This is a genomic window from Acidovorax sp. YS12, from assembly GCA_021496925.1.
GTDB lineage: Bacteria > Pseudomonadota > Gammaproteobacteria > Burkholderiales > Burkholderiaceae_C > Paenacidovorax.
In genome coordinates, this window is the sequence record CP053915.1 from 1,485,404 (window position 1) to 1,501,876 (window position 16,473).

Genomic DNA, 16,473 nt, shown 5'->3' on the forward strand with positions numbered 1-16,473 from the left:
CCATGCTTTTTGACGACTAGCCCTGCGCCGGCGCCTTCTTGGCGCCGCGCCCCTTGAAATCGACGATGGGCGCGAGGCGCGCCTCGCGCAGCTCATCGAGCGTGAAGCCCAGCACCTGCAGCGGCGCGGGCACACGCTTCTTGCTGACCTTCTGTCCCGGCTTCAGGGGAGGCTCGTCACTCCAGACGATCTGCCAGCCCCCGGCCTCGGCACGGGAGAGCTGGCCACGAAATTTCTTGCGGTTGGCGCTGACCTGGCCCGCGGCAGCAGCCCCCATGGGGGCCTTCAGCGTGATGTCGATCACTTCGCCGGTGAAGCGCTCGAAATCCAGCGTGTTGCGCAGCGGCCGGTCGATCCCCGGGGAAGAGACCTCCAGGCGCTTGTAATCGACACCATCGACCTCCAGGGCGAATTGCAGCTGGCGCGTGACCTTTTCGCAGTCCTCGACGGTAACGAACTGCTCCGGCAACGGCTGCGCGCCTTCCACGGGCGGCTGCCAGGGCCAATCGATGGTAATGCGCAGCAAGCCCCCGGCGGAACGCTCTATTTCCACCAGGTCGTAGCCCAGTCCGGTCACGGTTTGTTCAACGATTTGCTGCAATGCCACGGGTTCGGTTCGATCCTGCCAATACGAAAAACCCGACAGCCACCCGAACCCTGGTTCTCTCCCCTGGTTCCGGCAGCTTCGAGCTCCACAATCCATTCGACCAAAAAAAACGGGCGGTTGGTACCCGCCCGTTTGGTCGTGAGACTCGCATTGTATCCTTTTGCGCCCTCTTTGGCAAAGACCGGCGCCCATCCGCCCCTTATTCACGCGCGGCGCGCAGACGCAGCCACAGCGCCTGCGCCTCGGCGGACGCGCCCTCCGAACCGGATGCGCCGCGCTGCAGATTGGCCAGCAGCCGCTCCAGCACGCCCGCCTGGGGCAGCAGCGGACCGAAAAAATGCGCCTGCCGCGCATCGGCGATCAGGAGCGTGGGAAAGGTTTCGACATCGACATCGTCCACCAGCGCTTCTTCGTCCTCCACGTCCACCCAGTCGAAACGCACCTGCGGATGCGCCACGGCCAGCGCGTCGAACACGGACCGGTACTCGCGGCAGACGCCGCACCAGCCCGCGCACAGGCACACGACCCGCCAGGCGGCGGGCGTGGGGGATGCAGCGGTGTCGAGCGTCATTCGGAACTCCTGCGGGCTTCAGCCAAAGACCGCGATGGTAGCGCCGCCGGAACCCGAAGCGCGGGCAATGCACGTCCGCATTGATTGCAATCAATTCTCATTATCAAAACACCATGTAACATGCATTTCTTTCGTGCCTCCCCAGCCTTTCGCCAGGTACAGGCCTCAGCTTGTCTCTCGACGAAAGGAACCGTCATGTCTCAACTGGGCCGCGCCCTCATGCTCGGCGCGGGATTCTGCGCAGCCGCCGCCACCGCACCCGCCCTCGCGCAAACCGAAGTCAAGGAGCTCGACACGGTCACCGTCATCGGCACCGGCCTGCCGACCGAGGTGATGCGCAGTCCCGCCTCGATCACGGTGATCTCGGGCGAAGCCATCGAACAGACCGCGCCGGTGTCCATCGCCACCTTGCTGCGCGACGTGCCGGGCGTGCAGATCTCGGAGGAAGGCATCGAGCGCATCGCCATCCGGGGCGAATCGGCGCGGCGCGTGGCCATCCTGATCGACGGACAGAAGCTGACCGACCACACCAACTACGGCCAGCCCGTGCTGGTGGATCCGACGACGATCGAGCGCATCGAGATCGTGCGCGGCTCGTCCTCAGTGGTCTCGGGCAGCAGCGCCATCGGCGGGGTGATCAACATCGTCACCAAGACGGGTGCCGCCAAACCCTTCAGCCTCAGCGCCACGGCGGGCTACCTGTCGGCCACGCGCGGCCACCGCGCCTCGGCCACGGCGGCGGGCACCGTCAACGCGGGGCCGGGCGCGCTGGACTACAACCTCAGCGCAGGCCGCATGAAGCAGGGCGACCGCCGCACGCCCGAAGGCACGCTGGCGCCCTCCGACGTGGAAGACCGCAACGTCTCGGGCCACCTGGGCTACCGGCTCGGCCAGCATTACTTCGGCGTCAAGGCCCAGGCCTACGACCTGGCGGCCAATGTGTACGTGGGCCAGCCGGGCTTCCTCATCGCGCTGCCGCACCGCGACCTGCGCAAGGTCTCGCTGTTCTACGAAGGCACGCAGCTGACGCCATGGCTGACCAAGCTCGGCGTCAACCTGTACCGCCAGACCATCGACCGCGATTTCCGCAACGACGTCAGCACCGCCGCCGGCCCGATGAAGATCCGCGTGCTGTCCACGTCCATCGACAAGCAGACCACCAGCGGCCTGACCATGCGCGCGGAGATGAAGTTCTCGCCCGGCAGCCGCACCGTGGCGGGCGTCGAATGGGAGGACGACGGCCTGGCCGCCGACAAGGCGACGGACACCACGCGCACCCCGCCGGGCACCACCACGACCTCGCTGCGCTACGACGACGCCAAGACGCGCACGCTGTCGGTGTTCGGCCAGCACGAGATCGCACTGAACGACACCCTGACCGCCACCCTGGGCGCGCGCGGCTCGCGCGTGCGCTCGGACCTGCGCGAATCCGCCACCAACGGCAAGGCCAACGCGACCAAGGACGGCTCCGACAGCCAGTTCCTGGGTTCAGCCGGCCTGGTGTGGACGCCTTCCAGCCGCCTGGCGCTGCGCGCCAACGTCTCGCAGGGCTACATCTACCCGACGCTGGGCCAGCTTTTCCTGACCACCACCGGCGGCGGCACCACGCTGACCGGCAACCCCGACCTGAAGCCCGAGACATCGACCACCTACGAACTGGGCGCGCGCTACGCGGCCGACGGCACGGTGCTGGACGCCACGCTGTTCCACGCCCGCTCGAAGGACTACATCGCCACCGTGTCCTCCGGCACCACGGGCACGTACCAGAACGTCGATGCCGCGCACAGCTCGGGCCTGGAGCTGTACGCCGAGCACGCGCTCGGCGCATGGGGCCTGACGCCGTACACCTCGTTCGCCGCCATGCGCCGCCAGCTGCGCTACGGCAATGGCTACAACACGTATGACGGCGGCTCGCCCACGTTCTCCGGCAAGCTCGGGCTGCGCAAGGACTGGCGCTGGGACCACATCACGGGCAGCGTGGACCTGTTCGTGCGCGGCGAAAGCAAGGTCGAGCTGCGTGGCGACACCGGCACGCTGGCCGGTTCGGCCGCCGGCTACGGCACGCTCAACCTGCGCGCCCATGCGGACTTCGGCGCCGGCCTGGGCATGGTGGCCGAGCTCAACAACCTGACCGACCGCCGCTACGCCCCGTATGGACAGATGCCGGGCGCGGAGCGCTCGCTGAACCTGTTCGTGACCAAGAAGTTCTGAGCAGGCCTGCCGCCATCCCGGAAAGCGCTTGCCCGGAAAACAAAACCGCCCCAGGGCGGTTTTGTTTTTTCACAGAAGGCAAGATGCCCCGTCAGGCCGATGCCACTTCAATGCCCTTGAACTCCCCGCTGGCAATGCGCTTGCTCCATTCCGCCGGGCCGGTGATGTGGGCGCTGGTGCCGCCCGCGTCCACGGCCACGGTGACGGGCATGTCCACCACGTCGAACTCGTAGATGGCTTCCATGCCCAGGTCCTCGAAGCCGACGACCTTGGCCTGCTTGATGGCCTTGCTGACCAGGTAGGCGGCGCCGCCCACGGCCATGAGGTAAGCGCTCTTGTGGTTCTTGATGCTCTCGATGGCCACGGGGCCGCGCTCGGCCTTGCCGATCATGGCGATGAGGCCGGTTCTCTCCAGCATCATGTCGGTGAACTTGTCCATGCGCGTGGCGGTGGTGGGGCCGGCGGGGCCCACAGCCTCATCGCCCACGGGATCCACGGGGCCCACGTAGTAGATGACGCGGTTGGTGAAGTCCACGGGCAGCTTCTCACCCTTGGCCAGCATGTCCTGGATGCGCTTGTGCGCGGCGTCGCGGCCGGTGAGCATCTTGCCGTTCAGCAGCAGCGTGTCGCCGGGCTTCCAGCTCGCCACCTCTTCCTTGGTCAGCGTATTCAGATCGACGCGCTTGGACTTGTTGTAGTCGGGCTCCCAGTCGATCTTGGGCCACAGGTCCAGGCTGGGCGCCTCCAGGTACACGGGGCCGCTGCCGTCCAGCACGAAGTGCGCGTGGCGCGTGGCGGCGCAGTTGGGGATCATGGCCACGGGCTTGCTGGCCGCGTGCGTGGGATACATCTTGATCTTGATGTCCAGCACGGTAGCGAGGCCGCCCAGGCCCTGCGCGCCGATGCCCAGCGCGTTGACCTTCTCGTACAGCTCCAGGCGCAGCTCTTCCACCTGGTCCAGCTTCTCGCCGCGCGCGGCCTTGGCCTGCAGCGCGTACATGTCCAGGTCTTCCATCAGGCTTTCCTTGGCCAGCAGCACGGCCTTCTCCGCCGTGCCGCCGATGCCGATGCCCAGCATGCCGGGCGGGCACCAGCCCGCACCCATCGTGGGCACGGTCTTGAGCACCCAGTCCACCAGGTTGTCGCTGGGATTCATCATGACCATCTTGGACTTGTTCTCGCTGCCGCCGCCCTTGGCGGCCACGGTCACGTCCACCGCGCTGCCGGGCACGATCTGCACGCTGATGACGGCGGGGGTGTTGTCCTTGGTGTTCTTGCGGGCGAACTGCGGGTCGGCGACGACCGAGGCACGCAGCGTGTTGTCCGGGTGGTTGTAGCCGCGGCGCACGCCTTCGTTGATGGCGTCTTCCAGGCCCAGGCCGGCGGGAAAGCCTTCCCAGCGCACGTCCATGCCGACCTTCAGGAAGACGTTGACGATGCCGGTGTCCTGGCAGATCGGGCGGTGGCCCGTGGCGCTCATCTTGCTGTTGGTGAGGATCTGCGCCATCGCGTCCTTGGCCGCCGGGCTCTGCTCGCGCTCGTAGGCGCGGGCCAGGTGCTGGATGTAGTCGGCGGGGTGGTAGTAGCTGATGTACTGCAGGGACGCGGCAATGGATTCCACGAGGTCGTGGTACCGGATGGTGGTGCTCATGGTGGGGGGCTGTAGTTGTTGGGAAAACGAATGCTCCTGGATTATCGCCGCGCACCCTTGCGCAAAGCTGATACCCGGTTTGCCGCGCACCCCATGAATGAGAATGGTTTTCGTTTTATGTATGCTTGCCGGTGGCTGCCCGAACCACCGCTGCGGGCGGCGCCTGCGTTTTCATTCCTGACCTTCTCCATTCGTTGTCCATCGGAACCCGCCTGACATGACCACCCGCAATGCCTCCCGCATCGAACGTGACACCTTCGGCCCCATCGAAGTCCCCGCCGACAAGCTCTGGGGCGCGCAGACGCAGCGCTCGCTGCAGAACTTCGACATCTCCGGCGAGCGCCAACCGCGCGAGGTCATCCGTGCGCTGGCGCAGGTCAAGCGCGCCTCGGCCGCCGTCAACCACGCGCTGGGCCTGCTCGACGCGAAGAAGAAGGACGCCATCGTCGCCGCCGCGCAGGAAGTCATCGACGGCAAGCACCCCGATGAATTCCCCCTCGTGGTCTGGCAGACCGGCTCGGGCACGCAGACCAACATGAACCTCAACGAAGTCATCGCCAACCGCGCCAGCGAGCTGCTGGGCGGCGAGCGCGGCGAAGGCCGCCTGGTGCACCCCAACGACGACGTGAACAAGAGCCAGTCGAGCAACGACGTGTTCCCCACCGCATCGCACGTCGCGGCCGTGGATGCGCTCACTAACAAGCTGCTGCCCGCCATCGAGGTGCTGCGCAAAACCCTGGCGCAAAAGGCCAAGGACTTCGACGGCATCGTCAAGATCGGCCGCACCCATTTGCAGGACGCCACGCCGCTCACGCTGGGCCAGGAAATTTCGGGCTGGGTTGCCCAGCTGGAGCACGGCGCCCGGCACGTGAAGGACGCGCTGCCGCACCTCTACGAACTCGCGCTCGGCGGCACCGCCGTGGGCACGGGCCTGAACGCGCCCAAGGGCTACGCCGAAGGCGTGGCCCAGGAACTGGCCGCCATCACCGGCCTGCCCTTCGTCACCTCGCCCAACAAGTTCGAGTCGCTGGCCACGCAGGACGCGCTGGTGCACGCCCACGGCGCGCTCAAGACCCTGGCCGCCAGCATGAACAAGATCGCCAACGACGTGCGCTGGCTCGCCAGCGGCCCGCGCAGCGGCATCGGCGAGCTGAGCATCCCGGAGAACGAGCCCGGCTCGTCCATCATGCCCGGCAAGGTCAACCCCACGCAGAGCGAGGCCGTCACCATGCTGGCCGCGCAGGTCATGGGCAACGACGTGGCCATCAACATCGGCGGCATGTCGGGCAACTTCGAGCTGAACGTGTTCCGCCCGCTCGTCGCGCACAACTTCCTGCAGAGCGTGCGCCTGCTGGCCGACGGCATCGTGAGCTTCAACGACAACTGCGCCGTGGGCATCGAGCCGAATCGCGAACGCATCGACTACCTGGTCAAGCAGTCGCTGATGCTGGTGACCGCGCTGAACCCGCACATCGGCTACGACAAGGCCGCCTACATCGCCAAGAAGGGCCACAAGGAAGGCACCAGCCTGCGCGAGGCGGCCATTGCCTCGGGCCACGTCACGGGCGAGCAGTTCGACCAGTGGGTCGTGCCTGAGAACATGGTCGGCCGCTGATAACGCCATGACCGCCCAGGCCGCCGCCTCGCCGCTGCTCGCGAGCTTTCGCGACAGCTACCGCGACCTCGTGCGCTACCTCACGCGCCGCACCGGCAGCGCCGATGAGGCCCGCGACGTGGCGCACGATACCTGGCTGCGTCTGGCCGACATGGGCCTGCGCGACACCCCGCCCGTGCAGTGCGAATCCGAGGCCCGCGCCTACGTCTTCACCATGGCGCGCAACCTCGTCACCGACCGCCGCCGCCACGACAGCGTGACGCAGCGCCACGCGCAGGCGCTGCCCGGCGTGGGCCAGGGCGTGCCCGACGAGTCCGAGGCGCTGATGTACCGCCAGGCCATCGACGCGGTCGAGGCCGCGCTGGCCACCGTGCCCGAGCGCGCGCGCCAGGTCTTCCTACGCCACCGCGTCAACGGCGAGGACCAGGGCGCGCTGGCGGCGGAGTTCGGCATCTCGCGCAACATGGTCGAGCGCGACATGATGCTGGCCATGGACCGCGTGCAGGCTGCCATGGAGCGCTGGCACGGCGGCGCGCCGCAAGCCAAGCGCGGCAGCGGGCGTCGCCGCGCGCTCTCGGCCCTGCTCGGCGTGGCGGGCCTAGGCGTGCTGGGCTCCGGCGCATGGCGCGCCCTGCGCCTGCTCCTACCCCAGTGGCAGCACCTGGCCGCCACCGGCCACGGGCAGACGCTGCGCCAGCCGCTGCCCGACGGCGGCAGCGTCACGCTCGACGCGCAAAGCCGCGTGCAACTGGCCTACTACGCCGCGCGGCGCAGCGCGCAACTGCTCGCGGGCGCGGCATTCTTCGACGTGGCGCGCGACGCGGAGCGCCCCTTCGTCGTGGACGTGCCGCAATCCGGGAGTGGCGGCGACGGCGGCGTGCGCGTTACCGTGCTCGGCACGCGCTTCGGCGTCGAGCGCCTGCCAGGCGGCGACGTGGAAGTACAGGTCGAATCCGGGCACGTGCGCGTCGAATCCCTTGGTGCGGACGGCGAGGTGCGCGCCGCACACGAACTGCACCCGGGCCAGGCCCTGCGCGTGCCAATGGCCCCCGGGAAAGGCCCCGCCGCCCCGCAGGTACGCTCCGGCGTGCCCGCCGCCCCCTGGCGCCAGGGCGTGGTGGCCCTGAACGACGTGCCGCTGGGCGAAGCCGTGGAGCGCCTGCGCCGCTACCTGCCGCGCCCCGTGGACGTGGATGGCGGCGCAGCGGCGCTGCGCCTGTCGGGCCAGGTGCGCATCGCACAGGCCGAGGACTTCGTGCGCGCCCTGCCATCCGCCGTGCCCGTGCGCGTGCGGCTGGCCCAGGGGCGCTGGAGCGTCGCGGCCCGCTGAGCCATCCAAGAATTCAAGCAAAAATGGCCTCCAGCGCTTGTCCAGCAAGCGCTAGAAGCTACTGTTCTTGTAGCAACCGAAATTTCCATTCAGGAAACAAAGGCCCTGGTTCGTTGTAGCGGTGAAAGGAAAACCACCTCATGCAACGCAACCGCTTCCGCCTCACCCTGACCGCCGCCGCGCTGGCCGCCCTGTGCCTGCACGCGAACGCGCAGACCGCGCAGTTCGACATCCCCGCCCAGCCCCTGGCCGACGCGCTGGCGCGCTTCGCCCAGCAGTCGGGCGTGCAACTCGTGTTCTCGCCCGCCCTGGGCACGGGCAAGACGAGCCAGCCGGTGCATGGCGCGCACAACGCCGAGGCAGCGCTGCGCCAACTGCTGCGCGGCTCCGGCCTGGAGGCGCGGCACAACGGGGCGACGTGGACGCTGGCTCCCGCCCCCTTGGGGGCGGACACCACCCTGGGCGAAGTCAAGGTGACGGGACAGACCGAGCGCAACGCCGCCACGGAAGACTCGGGCTCTTACGCCACGCGCGGTGCCACCTTGTTCAAAGGCGTGCAATCCCTGAAGGACATCCCGCAGTCCGTCACCGTGATCACACGGCAGCAAATGGACGATCAAGGGCTGGAAACGGTGGAGGAGGTCTTGGCAAACACCCCTGGCGTCACTGTTTACAAGCGGCCAGGCGGCGGAAGCGACTTTTATTCACGCGGATTCCAGGCCCCCAACATCCAATACGATGGCGTGCCGCTGCTGCGCACTTCGAGCTGGGGGAATACCTTTACGGCCAGCTCTGCCTATCTGGACCGCATCGAGGTGCTGCGCGGCGCCCAGGGATTGCTCGAAGGAGCCGGGAATCCCGGAGGTGCCATCAACCTGGTGCGCAAGCGCGGCCTGGCGGAGAAAACGCTCAAAATCGATGGCCGGATCGGCTCCTGGGACAACTACGGAGCCCGGCTGGAAACTGGCGGAGCCCTGGACAACGAGGGGCGGGTACGCAGCCGCGTCGTGCTGGACTATGAGGACAAGCGCTCTTTCATCGACACCATCCACGACCGGGGCCTCAACGCCTATGCGGCACTGGATTTCGATGCGACGCCAGATACCAGCGTGGGATTCGGCATTGCGCATTCGGGCTTGAATGGCGCCAGTTTGACGGGCACCGGCATTCTGCGCCATGCGGATGGGAGTGCCCTGGATATACCCCGCTCCACCTATATGGGGGCTGGATGGAATGACGCGAAGCGTCGCGAAACCCAGGTTTTCCTTGACCTGGACCACCGCATCAGTTCCAACTGGAAATTCAAGTTCTCCAGCACTTACGTCAATGAAAAATATGACTCAACCGAGTCCACCGCCAGTGGAGGTGTTCCCCTGAATGGCGGAACCGTTGGCTCTTGGGGGTATATCTATGACTATGGTGCGGAATCCCTGGGTTTCGACGCGACCCTGTCCGGTCGATTCAACACCTTCGGAATAGCACACGATGTGGTGCTGGGCGGAAATTACGCCAAGCAAAGAAGAGACGATGGGTACATCCAGTACAAAAATCACACGACCTATGACGTCTTCCATCTCAACCATGACGCCCCGAGGCTGGGAACGACCGCGCCGACGCAAATTGTGGATGCCGAGAGGGAAACGCTGCAAAAGGGCCTGTATGGCATGCTCCGCAGCCACATGACGGACGATCTGGCCCTTGTTCTGGGCGGGCGTGCCAGCTGGTATCGGTATGCGATGCGCACGGAAATAAGTACGGCCGCGACCACTTACCAGGATATGAAGGAAAAGGGGATTTTCACGCCCTACGCAGGCGTGGTCTATGCCTTGACGCCCCAGTGGTCGCTTTATGCCAGCTATGCCGATATCTTCCAGCCGCAGACAGCCACGGATGTGCAACTGAACGTCTTGCAGCCAATCGTGGGCACCAATTACGAAACCGGCATCAAAGGCGAGCTTTTCGATGGAAAACTCAACATATCAACGGCTGTTTTTCGTGTCGACCAGAAGAACCGTGCTGTTCGGGACGACGATGCCCCGATGGTCTGCGGCAATGGCGGCAACGGTTATTGCTCGCGTGCCGCAGGCAAGGTTCGCAGCGAAGGCATCGAGATGGAAGCACATGGCCAGTTGGCACTCGGCTGGCAAGTCAGCGGGGGTTACACCTACAGCCGCAACGAATATATGGAGGACCGTATTCCATCGAATATTGGCAAGCCATTCGATTACAACTCGCCCCAGCACATGCTGCGCCTGTGGTCCGACTGGCAACTGCCCGGCGAATGGAGCAAGTGGCGCTTCGGCACCGGCGTCAATTACCGCAGCAAGCAGAGGACCGGCAATGCCACCAAGGTAGACCCTGTTCAGGGAGGATATTCAATCTGGAATGCACGGGTCGCGTACCAGGTCAACAAGACCTGGTCTGCCGCATTGAATATCGAGAATTTGTTTGACAAGTATTACTACGCCTCTATTTACAACAGCTACAACGTCAGCCAGTTTGGCGCGCCCCGCAATTTCCTGCTGACCCTGCGCGGCAACTTCTAACCTTGCGCCGTCAGAGGGCGGGGGCATCGTGAATGCCTCGGCCCATGCGCTCGCGACTCCCCCATGCACCCATCCAAATCCTCCGCCCGCTGGTGGTTCCTGGCCCATAGCTGGCTGGCTCTGCCCATCTGGGTCTTTCTTTTCTTCGTGTGCCTGACCGGCACCATCGCCACCGTCAGCCAGGAGATCGTCTGGCTGGCCGACCCGGCGGTGCGCGCCCATCCGCCCGAGGGCGATGCCAGGATGCTGGGCTACGACGAAATCGTCGCCGCCATTGCCCGCGAGCATCCCGAAGTCGTCATCCGGGGCATTACACGGCCCGTGAAGTCGATGTTCGCCTGGACGGTACGCGCCAACCACCCGGACGGCAGCCTGGTCTCGCATTACGTCAATCCCTACACCGGGCGCATCCAGGGCAGCGAGCCGGACGGGCTGTCGTTTCGCCAATTCATCCGGGCGCTGCATGGCTGGCTGCTGATGCCGCTGACCAACGGCTACAGCCTCGGCTGGTACGCGGTTTCACTGCTGTCCTTGCCGCTGCTCGGTTCGCTGGTGACCGGGATGGTCGTCTACAAGCGCTTCTGGCGCGCGTACCCGCATCCCCGGCTGCGGTTGGGCAAAGGCGGCCGAGTGTTCTGGGGCGACCTGCACCGGCTGGCCGGCATCTGGTCGATACCCTTCATCCTGGTCATGGCGGTGACGGGGCTGTGGTTCCTGGTGAATGCCATCCTGCACGACACCGGCAACGAGCTTCCCTCCACGGCGCCCGATCTGCCGGTGCTGGTCGCCCGCGAAGACATTCCCGTGGTGGCCGCCGGCCAGCCGGCGCCGCGTATCGGCCTGGACCGGGCAGCGCAGGCGATGCGCGAACACTTCCCGGCGGTGGAGCCGTTCTCTCTGGGCTTCGGCGCGCATGCCTTCCACACCATCGGTGTGCGCGGCCAGGCGGCCGGTTGGCCCTTGCTGAGCGAATCCATCCAGGTCAACCCCTATACGGCCCGGGTGGAATACGTCCAGCGCCTTGCCGACTACTCCAGGCTGGAGCTGTTCACCAAATCGATGCGCCCGCTGCATACCGGAGACTTCGCCGGGCTGTGGCTGAAGCTGGTGTATTTCTTCTTCGGGCTGCTGCTGACCGCCATGGTGGCTTCCGGCCTGCTGGTCTGGCTGAAGCGCACGGCCAAGGCAACCGCGGCGGCGCTGCAAGGAAAGGCCGCCACCGGCGCGTGGAAACGCTGGCGCTTCCATCTGAGCGGCCTGCTGCTGATCCTGCCGCTGGCCTATTTGCCGGCGTACCTGGCCATGCAGAAACCGGCCGCCCGCGCCAGCCTGGGGCAGCGCGAAATCGGCCCATTCCAGGTCGGCCCGTGGCCGGTCAGGCTGGCGGAGGCCCGCGCCGAAGCCCCGAAGCTGCATGACGGGGTTTACGAGAAAACATTCCGCCTGGCGTGCCCGCGCTGCGTGAACTCGCTCAAGGCGGCCTATCTGCGGGCCGGCAAACCACGCGGCGACATGCGTACCTCCGGCGTCTTGTTCACGCGCAGTCCGTACCGGATGGACGCCAGTTTGCGCGTGCCGGAAAACCTCGATCCCGACGCCGAACTCTGGCTGACGCTGGAGGGCTGGGACGGCAGCGTGCACCGCCTGGCCATTCCCCTGGCGGACGCTTCGCCCGCCACCGTGAAATGGGCACAGGAAAGAAAGCAACAACCATGAAATGGACACATTGCCCGCCGGCCCTCGGCCTGCTGCTGGCCTGCGTGGCCGCCGCGGCCCACCACCCGTTCGGCGAATGCCGGCAGATGGAGCGCCAAACCGTCCGCTGCACGGGCGGGTTCGACGGCAAGCCGGTTCCCGGCATGCGCATCGACGTGCTGAACGGCAGCGACCACATCCTGGTCCGGGGGAAACTCGATGCGCAGGCATCGTTCACCTTCGACAGGCCGGCGGTTCCTTTCTATGTGCTGATCGATGCCGGCCCCGGGCAGGTGGTGGAGATCGACGCCGCGCAGATCCGCTGACCGCCACGGCCACGGCCCAGGCCGCAGCCCATGGTCAGCCGGTCACCGGATGGTCCTCCAGCCCCGCGGCCGCCACCAGCCGCTGCGTGTAGGGGTGCTGCGGCGCATCCAGCACCTGGGCCACGCTGCCCTGCTCCACCACCGCGCCGTCCTTCATCACCAGCACGTCGTGCGCCATGGCGCGGATCACCTGCACGTCGTGGGTGATGAGCAGGTAGCTCAGGCCGCGCTCCTTTTGCAGCCGCTGCAGCAGCCCCAGCACCTGCTGCTGGATGGTCACGTCGAGCGCGCTCGTGGGTTCGTCCAGCACCAGCAGGCGCGGGCCGGTGATGAGCGCGCGCGCAATGGCCAGGCGCTGGCGCTGCCCGCCCGAGAACTCGTGCGGGTAGCGCGCCAGCAGGCCGGGGAACTGCGCCTCGGCCAGCCCCACGTCGGCCAGGGCCTGCTGCACGCGGGCGCGCCGCGCCGGCGCGGACAGGCCTCTTTCGTGCACGTGCAGGCCCTCGCCGACGATTTCCTCGACCGTCATGCGCGGCGACAGCGACGAGAACGGGTCCTGGAACACCACCTGCACCTGCCGGCGCAACTGCTGGTTGGCGTGCGTGTTGCGCATGGCGGGCTGCTGCCAGGCCTGCCCGGCCACCTGCAGCGCGCCGGTGCAGGGCAGCAGGCCCAGGATGGCCTGCGCCAGCGTGGATTTGCCCGAGCCCGACTCGCCCACCACGCCCAGCGTGCGCCCGGGCAGCAACTGCAGGCTGGCGCCCTGCACGGCGACGAATTCGCCCTTGCCGAACCAGCCGCGCACGCCCGGCAAGGCCGTGGGGTAGGCCACGCGCAGGCCCTGCGCCTGCAGCACCGGCGCCGTACCGGGGGCGGATGCGTGCTCGGGCACGTCGCGGCGCGGCTGGCTGGCGATGAGGCGGCGCGTGTAGGCATGCCGCGGCGCGGTGAACACCTGCGCCACACTGCCCTGCTCCACCAGCACGCCCTGCTCCATCACGGCCACGCGGTCGGCGAAGCGGCGCACCAGGTTCAGGTCGTGCGTGATGAGCAGCACGGCCATGCCGCTGCTGCGCTGTAGTTCGGAGAGCAGGTCGAGGATCTGCCCGCGCAGCGTCACGTCGAGCGCCGTCGTCGGCTCGTCGGCCAGCAGCAGCGCGGGCTCGCTGGCCAGGGCCATGGCGATCATGGCGCGCTGGCGCTGGCCGCCGCTGAGCTGGTGCGGGTAGCTGCGCGCACGCCGCGCGGGCTCGGGGATGCCCGTTTTCGCTAGCAGTTCGATAGCTGCTTGCGCGCTCTGGGCGGGCGTTAGCGCCTTTTTTTGTTCCAAAACCTCGGCGATCTGGCGGCCCACCGTCATGAGCGGGTTGAGCGCCGTCATGGGCTCCTGGAACACCATGGCGATCTCGCCGCCGCGCACGCCGCGCAGCGCGCGCTCCGAAAGCCGTAGCAGGTCGCGCTCGCCCAGCAAGGCCTGGCCGGTGATTTCGGCATCGCCCGCGAGGCGCAGCAGGCTCAGGGCGGTCAGGGTCTTGCCGGAGCCCGATTCGCCCACCAGCGCAAGCTTCTCGCCCGGGGCGATGTCGAAGTCCACGCCATGCACCACCTCCTTGGCGCCAAAGCGCACGCGCAGGCCGCGCACTTGCAACAGCGGGGGAGTCGTCATCGGTCGGCCTTTCGGGGGTCGAGCGCATCGCGCAGCGCGTCGCCCATGAAGGTGAGCAGCAGCAGCGTGGTGACGAGCACGGCGAAGGTGGACAGCGAGATCCACCACGCATCGATGCTGCCCTTGCCCTGCGAGAGCAGTTCGCCCAGGCTCGGCGTGCCCGGCGGCACGCCCAGGCCCAGGAAGTCGAGCGAGGTCAGCGCCAGGATGGCCGCGCTCATGCGGAACGGCAGGAAGGTGACCACCGGCGTGAGGCTGTTGGGCAGGATGTGGCGCCAGATGATCTGGCCGTTGGGCACGCCCAGCGCGCGCGCGGCCTTCACGTAGTCGAGCTGGCGGTTGCGCAGGAACTCGGCGCGCACGTAGTCCGACAGGCCCATCCAGCCGAACAGCGACAGCAGCACCAGCAGCAGGCCCACGCTGGGCGCGAATACGGCGCTGAAGATGATGAGCAGGTACAGCTCGGGCATGGAGCCCCAGATCTCGATGAAGCGCTGGAAAGCAAGGTCGGTGCGCCCGCCGAAGAAGCCCTGGATGGCCCCCGTGAGCACGCCCAGCAGCACGCCCGTCACCGTCAGCGCCAGGCCGAACAGCACGCTCACGCGAAAGCCGTACAGGAGCTGGGCCAGCAGGTCGCGCCCGCGGTCGTCGGTGCCCAGCCAGTTGTCGCGCGAAGGCGGCGAAGGGTTGGGCGCCTGGGCGAAGTAGTTGATGGTGTTCTTGCCATAGGGGTTGAGCGTGTACAGGGCCCAGTTCCCGTCCCTGGAGAGCTGCGCGCGGATGAAGGGGTCGAGGTAGTCGGTGGTGGTCTCGAAGTCGCCGCCGAAGGTCTTCTCGGGGTAGTCCTTCCACAGCGGCCAGTAGGTCTGGCCCGCGTAGCGCACGGCCAGGGGGCGGTCGTTGCTGATGAGCTCGGCCCCCAGGCTCAGAACCACGAGCACGCAAAACAGCACCAGGCTCCAGTAGCCCAGCCGGTTGCGCACGAAGCGCCGCCAGGCGCGGCGCGTGGGGGAGAGGGAGGCAGCGGTCTCAGGCATCGGCATCGTGCAGCAGGAGGGCCTTGCTGTACTGAAGGAATTCATCGAGGTGTCTTTCGATGATGGCGACGGTGATCGCCAATTGCAGACTCTGGTAGTCATGCATCGCGATGTTGCGAAAGCCCACCATGCGCTGCAGGCCTTCGGCAAGCGGCACGGCGATACGGCCCTCGCGGGCGAGCAGCGCGAACACGTCCCGCGCGCTTTGCGGAACGCCCAGCCGGTCGCGCCGGATCAGGTGCTGCCCCATGTCCAGCGCGGCCTCGCAGGCACGCTGGATGTTCAGGATGGCGGCATCCTGGCGGGTGAAATCGGTGGCGAAAGTGGCCGAGGCGCTGAAATACTCCTCGCGCGCCCGCGCCACACAGCGCTCGATGGTCGCGGCCTTGTTGATCAGCACGTCATCGGCCATACACGCTGCCTCTTTCCCGAATGTCGGCCAGCAGTCCGGCCCGCGCCGTGTCCAGAGCGGTTTTCTCGCTCAGGATGGCGCTCTCGAACAGCGCGGCCTGGGCATCGCGTGCCCACCAGCGCTGGCCCGTGGTGATGACCTGGTACTGCATCACCGTGGAGGCCGCGCGCAAATCCAGCAGATCGACAGGGCAGCCGGCCACGCCGGCCAGGTCGCCCGCCAGCTGCCACAGCCGCACCGGGTCGGCATAGCCCGCCACCAGCACGGCCAGGTCCAGGTCGCTGTCCGGCCCCGCCGTGCCCTGCACGCGGCTGCCAAAAGCGTAGATGGCCAACAGGCCCGGCACCTGGGCTTGCAGCAAGCGCGCAATGGGTTCGGATGCAAGGGGCTGCGCGTTCATGGCAACGTGAAGGGGTTGAGCACTGCGACACCACAGTCGTCGAAATCGCGCACATTGCGCGTGACCAAGGTCAGGGCGTGTACCTGGACGGTAGCGGCAATCAGCATATCGGCCTGGCTGCGCACCTGGCCGCGTGCGGCGAGAAAGCCGCGCATCTCACCCGCGCGGCGGGCGATGGCCTCCGTCACGCCCAGCACCATGCTGCCTGCGGCCAGGAGATTGAACAAGGCAAGCGAGCGGGGACGGGGCTTGTGCGTGAGGCCAAAGACGATTTCATCGAAGGAAATGACCGACACCGCGAAGCCCGCAGCCTGATCCAGGCCACCCGCCCAGCGCAGCACGCCCGCGTTCGGAGCAGGCCGCATCAGTTCGCTGATGACGTTGGTATCCGCGAGGTACATGGCCA

14 protein-coding genes are annotated in these 16,473 nt (G+C 67.1%); 6 read left to right on the top strand and 8 right to left on the bottom strand.

Annotated elements, in window-relative coordinates; genetic code table 11:
* Positions 1-16: 16 nt before the first annotated feature.
* Together rimP and YS110_06715 are read right to left on the bottom strand one after the other, a co-directional pair.
* Positions 17-607 carry a ribosome maturation factor RimP gene (gene rimP, locus YS110_06710; GenBank protein UJB64453.1) on the bottom strand — a complete coding sequence of 197 codons (591 nt, stop codon included), beginning with the start codon at positions 605-607 and terminating at the stop codon, positions 17-19.
* Positions 608-806: 199 nt separating this feature from the next.
* Entirely contained in the window at positions 807-1,178 is a 372-nt protein-coding gene (locus YS110_06715) for a thioredoxin family protein (protein UJB64454.1), read from the bottom strand.
* Positions 1,179-1,373: 195 nt separating this feature from the next.
* Between YS110_06715 and YS110_06720 the strand changes: the two genes are divergently transcribed.
* Complete coding sequence (locus tag YS110_06720) at positions 1,374-3,389, top strand: TonB-dependent receptor (protein UJB64455.1); 2,016 nt, start codon at positions 1,374-1,376, stop codon at positions 3,387-3,389.
* A 91-nt stretch (positions 3,390-3,480) separates the two neighbouring features.
* Here the strand turns inward: YS110_06720 and YS110_06725 are convergent, their stop codons facing one another.
* On the bottom strand, positions 3,481-5,040 hold the full coding sequence (locus YS110_06725; GenBank protein UJB64456.1) for a fumarate hydratase: 1,560 nt from the start codon (positions 5,038-5,040) through the stop codon (positions 3,481-3,483).
* Between the two features lie 217 nt (positions 5,041-5,257).
* Here YS110_06725 and fumC point away from each other — a divergent pair, with 217 nt between their 5' ends.
* The 5 genes from fumC (at position 5,258) to YS110_06750 (ending at position 12,552) form a co-directional block, all read left to right on the top strand.
* A complete protein-coding gene (fumC, locus tag YS110_06730) occupies positions 5,258-6,655 on the top strand; it encodes a class II fumarate hydratase (GenBank protein UJB64457.1) in 1,398 nt (465 codons plus the stop codon).
* 7 nt (positions 6,656-6,662) lie between these two features.
* A complete protein-coding gene (locus YS110_06735; GenBank protein ID UJB64458.1) occupies positions 6,663-7,985 on the top strand; it encodes a sigma-70 family RNA polymerase sigma factor in 1,323 nt (440 codons plus the stop codon).
* A gap of 140 nt (positions 7,986-8,125) precedes the next feature.
* Positions 8,126-10,531 carry a TonB-dependent siderophore receptor gene (locus YS110_06740; GenBank protein UJB64459.1) on the top strand — a complete coding sequence of 802 codons (2,406 nt, stop codon included), beginning with the start codon at positions 8,126-8,128 and terminating at the stop codon, positions 10,529-10,531.
* A 63-nt stretch (positions 10,532-10,594) separates the two neighbouring features.
* The gene (locus YS110_06745; protein UJB64460.1) at positions 10,595-12,247 is read left to right on the top strand and encodes a PepSY domain-containing protein; all 1,653 of its coding nucleotides are present in this window, start codon (positions 10,595-10,597) and stop codon (positions 12,245-12,247) included.
* Positions 12,244-12,552, top strand: a complete 309-nt coding sequence (locus YS110_06750) for a hypothetical protein (GenBank protein UJB64461.1) — start codon at positions 12,244-12,246, stop codon at positions 12,550-12,552. The genes YS110_06745 and YS110_06750 overlap by 4 nt, the downstream gene beginning before the upstream one ends.
* 34 nt (positions 12,553-12,586) lie before the next feature.
* On the opposite strand, the gene YS110_06755 is transcribed toward YS110_06750, so the two are convergent.
* From YS110_06755 to YS110_06775, 5 genes are read right to left on the bottom strand one after another with little or no spacing between them, the layout of a single operon-like run.
* Positions 12,587-14,218 (bottom strand): ABC transporter ATP-binding protein, encoded by a 1,632-nt coding sequence (locus YS110_06755; protein ID UJB64462.1) that lies wholly within the window; start codon positions 14,216-14,218, stop codon positions 12,587-12,589.
* Complete coding sequence (locus YS110_06760) at positions 14,215-15,255, bottom strand: ABC transporter permease (protein ID UJB64463.1); 1,041 nt, start codon at positions 15,253-15,255, stop codon at positions 14,215-14,217. Before YS110_06760 ends, YS110_06755 begins: the two co-directional genes overlap by 4 nt.
* Complete coding sequence (locus YS110_06765; protein ID UJB64464.1) at positions 15,248-15,667, bottom strand: DUF86 domain-containing protein; 420 nt, start codon at positions 15,665-15,667, stop codon at positions 15,248-15,250. The genes YS110_06760 and YS110_06765 overlap by 8 nt, the downstream gene beginning before the upstream one ends.
* On the bottom strand, positions 15,657-16,067 hold the full coding sequence (locus YS110_06770) for a nucleotidyltransferase domain-containing protein (GenBank protein UJB64465.1): 411 nt from the start codon (positions 16,065-16,067) through the stop codon (positions 15,657-15,659). Before YS110_06770 ends, YS110_06765 begins: the two co-directional genes overlap by 11 nt.
* A complete protein-coding gene (locus YS110_06775) occupies positions 16,064-16,468 on the bottom strand; it encodes a type II toxin-antitoxin system VapC family toxin (protein ID UJB67381.1) in 405 nt (134 codons plus the stop codon). The genes YS110_06770 and YS110_06775 overlap by 4 nt, the downstream gene beginning before the upstream one ends.
* Between the last annotated feature and the right edge of the window lie 5 nt (positions 16,469-16,473).